This window comes from Bacteroides cellulosilyticus DSM 14838 (assembly GCF_000158035.1).
Taxonomy (GTDB): domain Bacteria; phylum Bacteroidota; class Bacteroidia; order Bacteroidales; family Bacteroidaceae; genus Bacteroides; species Bacteroides cellulosilyticus.
The window spans coordinates 334,566-338,369 of record NZ_EQ973491.1 but is presented as its reverse complement, the minus strand read 5'-3'; the positions used below and the strand labels follow the sequence as shown (position 1 = coordinate 338,369).

Genomic DNA, 3,804 nt, shown 5'->3' with positions numbered 1-3,804 from the left:
TGTATAAAGTCCGTGATCTAAGACACTTTAGGGGTCACTTTAGTATCCAAATCGTATCCCCTTCCCCAAAAAACGATTAGGGGGTACGATTGTCGGAAAATGGCTTACTTTTGAGGAGATTTGTCCATACTCTATTCATCTCATTTTCAGTGATTAAAATTAGTTTTACAATCTAAAAAAAGTGAGAGTATGAAAAATGAAAAGAGTACATTCAGCGTATTGTTTTACCTGAAAAAAGACAAGATGAAAAAGAATGGTTTAGTACCAACGAGTAAGTGAAGCGGGAAACAGCCAACTATAAGAAGCTGCCCCAAATTATAGATTTCAGGGACGGGGACGGAAACGACCGGATGCAGGAAGAAATACAGGCGAATTACAACCGGCTCAAACAGGAAGTCCAGCAGATTATCACGGACGAAATGGAACGGATAAAGAACGACCCGGATTTACGCGCTTGTTGAAAAAGTAAGATTAAGCAAGGGGAGTCAAAATAGCTCCCCTTGCTTAATCTTATTCAATTCTATATGTTCTTTATCATTTATAATAGGAGCATAAAAAAAATCAGCACCCTCTTTGTTTTTGTAGATTTCAATACCATTTTCTCTAACAAACTTCAGTGGTATTTTAGGATTGTTAATATCTTTCCCTGTTGTCTTGTATTGAGTTTCCCATTTTGTATAGTATGGCTCAATCATCTCAGGTGTCATTTTATAGATTTCTACCAATTCAATATCCTTATATACGGCAAATATCCAATCAACCTTTCTGTATTTATCTATAATATGTTGATTTAGATGATGATTTGTCGAAAAAGACTGTGTTAAATTTATATTCACTGACTTTAATTCATATTCATTTCCTTCGGAATCAACAGCGTCATTTCCTTCCCTACTACCATCAAGATTCTGCAATCCTGTAATCATTAATACCTGTAGTAATTTACCCCCATTATCTTGAAATACATCATTAATACTATACAATTCAGATGCAAGTTTTTGATATTCCCTAATATGTGGAAAAAGATTATTTAGTTTTCAATATTATCCATAATTAAAAAAAGTCTTTCATGTTTAAATTTAATACATTGGCTATTTTACATAAAATTGATATGGAAATATTTTGCTTACCATTCTCAATATATCCTATGTAAGTCCTATCAACATTAGCAGAGTATGCTAAGTCTTCTTGGGTAATACCTAATTCTTTACGCCTTTGAATTATAATCTTACCTATATTGTTCAAAACATCCGTTTCGTTTACCATAATCACATATCTATCTCTATGATTTTACAAAGTTCGGGATAGCTTTTTGTTTTTCACTCCGAATATATTCGGCATTTAATTGATGATTACTAAAATTATGGCTATCTTTGCACAAATATCAAGATAGAAAAATGTTAGACAATGCAGTTTATAATACACAATACGGTTCAGTGTATTGTGGTGATTCGCTAAATTTAATAACCCAGTTGGAGGATGATAGCGTAAGTTTGGTTATCACAAGTCCCCCATTTGCATTATTAAGAAAAAAAGAGTATGGGAATAAAGACCAAGATGAATATATTGAATGGCTTGCTGAATTTGCAAAGGCACTATTACCTAAACTAAAAGAAGATGGTAGTTTGGTCATTGATCTAGGAGGTGCTTATGAAAAGGGAAAGCCTATCAGAAGTTTATATAACTTCAAAGTATTGATACACTTTTGTGAAGTGTTAGGATACCATTTAGCGGAAGAATTTTATTGGTATAATCCGTCTAAGTTACCTTCACCTATTGAATGGGTAAACAAAAGGAAGATGAGAGCTAAAGATTCTGTTAATACAGTTTGGTGGTTTAGTAAGTCTGATTTTCCAAAATCGGACGTAACAAAAGTCTTAACACCTTATTCGGATAGAATGAAAAAACTTTTGGATAATCCTGAGAAATATTATCAAGCTAAAGAAAGACCAAGTGGGCATAATATTAGTACCAGTTTTGGTTCAGACAATGGTGGGGCAATACCCTCAAATTTGTTACAAATATCTAATAGTGAAAGTAATTCCAAATATTTAACTTACTGCAAAAAGCTTAATATAAAATCACATCCAGCAAGATTTCCAACTAAATTACCTGAGTTTTTTGTAAATATGCTAACGGATGAAAATGATTTAGTTGTTGACATATTTGCAGGTTCCTGCACAACGGGAGAAGTTTGTGACAATCTACATAGAAGATGGTTAGGCTTTGAATTAGATAGAAATTATGTAGCCAATTCAATATTTAGATTCATTCCTGCCGAATATAGCATTAGCAAAGTCAAAGAGTTGCATGATAGAATAATAATAGGAGAAAACTTAATCGAAGATGATTTAAGAAATAATCAATTAAATCTATTTTAAATCAGAAAAGACCTTAGTATAAACATCCCTTTTCTTAATGTTTATTCCAATATAGACTTTAAGAAAAGGGATGTTTGTAATATTCCCATTCTTAACTTTGTTTGTAATACATTGGAATAAGACAAATGAAGCCAAACGATGACTAATAAAGCCACCCATCCCCAAATCCTTAAATATACTCTATTTCATCCTTACTTTTACTTTCGAAATTTTTATTTACTCACTAAAATTCAAAAAGTTATGGATGTAAACACAGCCAGCCAATCCACCACTGACGAACAGATGGTGGATATTCTTCTTGTACTGGATAAGGAGAAAAAGACAATCAGCGCAGTGAAAGGCGTGGATGAAAACGGGGAACTCCAAACCGTACCGCCGGAGAAAAACAGCGAACTTCTGAAATTCGACCGTCACGGCGATTTCTGTTCCAACTTCTTTTCCAACATGATGAACCAGTTGAAGAACCCGACCCGTTTCAACTTCTTCAAAATTCCTAAAATTGAACTTCCCAAGATTACACCGATAATCAAGGACAACTTCGACCATCCGACACCCGAAACACAGAAACAGGAAGTGAAGAACGAACAATCGAACCAAACACAACAGCAGGTACAGCAACCGCAGCAGAAAGCAACGGCACAAGCACCGCAACAACCTGACAAAAAAGTATGTTATCGACCCTGATAAGGTGGACTGGGAAGCCCTGAAAAACTTCGGGCTTTCCAAAGAACAGCTTGAAAAGGCAAAGGCTTTAGAACCCATGTTTAAGGGGGTACAAGTCGCCCGATGCATTCTCCATCGCAGGTAACTACAATTCCGCCATTATGAAACTGGACGCACGCCTATCTTTCCGGCATGACAAGGACGGGAATGTGTTTTTGGCGATACACGGCATTCGCCAAAAGCCGGAACTTGAACGCCCATTCTTCGGGCATGAATTTTCCAAAGAGGATAAAGCCAATCTTCTTGAAACGGGCAATATGGGACGGATAGTAAACCTGAAAAACTACATCACAGGTGAAATGATACCTTCTTTCGTCAGCGTGGATAAGGTGACGAATGAACTGGTTTCCATGCGTGCAAGCAGCATCCAAATCCCCGATGAAATAAAGGATGTCAAACTTAGTAAGGAACAGCAGCAAGCCTTACGGGAGGGAAAAGGAATATTCCTTGAAAACATGATTTCCAACCGTAAAAATCCCTTTTCAGCTACCGATGCAAATGACTACTTTTTTTGTTTATATACATTAGATACAGGTATTTATGCATGTTTCGTGACAAGCGTTTATCTCTCCTGTTCTTACTTTTGATATTTATCTCCTTTTTCACCCAAAACAAATGATGGAGAGTGGGGTTTGGAAAGGAATAATCATTAATTAAAAGAACAGTATGATGAAAATAAAGATATTAAAAGAAGGTATTGTGG

The 3,804-nt window shown here is 35.5% G+C and carries 2 protein-coding genes and 3 pseudogenes; 3 read left to right on the top strand and 2 right to left on the bottom strand.

Annotation, left to right across the window (positions count from 1 at the left end; all coding sequences use genetic code 11):
* Positions 1-275 precede the first annotated feature (275 nt).
* Positions 276-461 (top strand): annotated as a pseudogene (locus tag BACCELL_RS13700) (hypothetical protein); the annotation flags it as partial.
* Between the two features lie 24 nt (positions 462-485).
* On the opposite strand, the pseudogene BACCELL_RS13695 reads toward BACCELL_RS13700, so the two are convergent.
* Positions 486-1,022: pseudogene (locus BACCELL_RS13695) on the bottom strand (hypothetical protein); the annotation flags it as partial.
* Positions 1,023-1,050: 28 nt separating this feature from the next.
* Positions 1,051-1,263, bottom strand: a complete 213-nt coding sequence (locus BACCELL_RS26875) for a helix-turn-helix domain-containing protein (protein WP_007212429.1) — start codon at positions 1,261-1,263, stop codon at positions 1,051-1,053.
* A 131-nt stretch (positions 1,264-1,394) separates the two neighbouring features.
* Here BACCELL_RS26875 and BACCELL_RS13685 point away from each other — a divergent pair, with 131 nt between their 5' ends.
* Together BACCELL_RS13685 and BACCELL_RS25755 are read left to right on the top strand one after the other, a co-directional pair.
* Positions 1,395-2,378: a DNA-methyltransferase gene (locus tag BACCELL_RS13685; RefSeq protein WP_007212428.1), complete on the top strand. Its 984-nt coding sequence runs from the start codon at positions 1,395-1,397 to the stop codon at positions 2,376-2,378.
* 240 nt (positions 2,379-2,618) lie between these two features.
* A pseudogene (locus BACCELL_RS25755) lies at positions 2,619-3,592 on the top strand (DUF3945 domain-containing protein); the annotation flags it as partial.
* Positions 3,593-3,804: the final 212 nt, after the last annotated feature.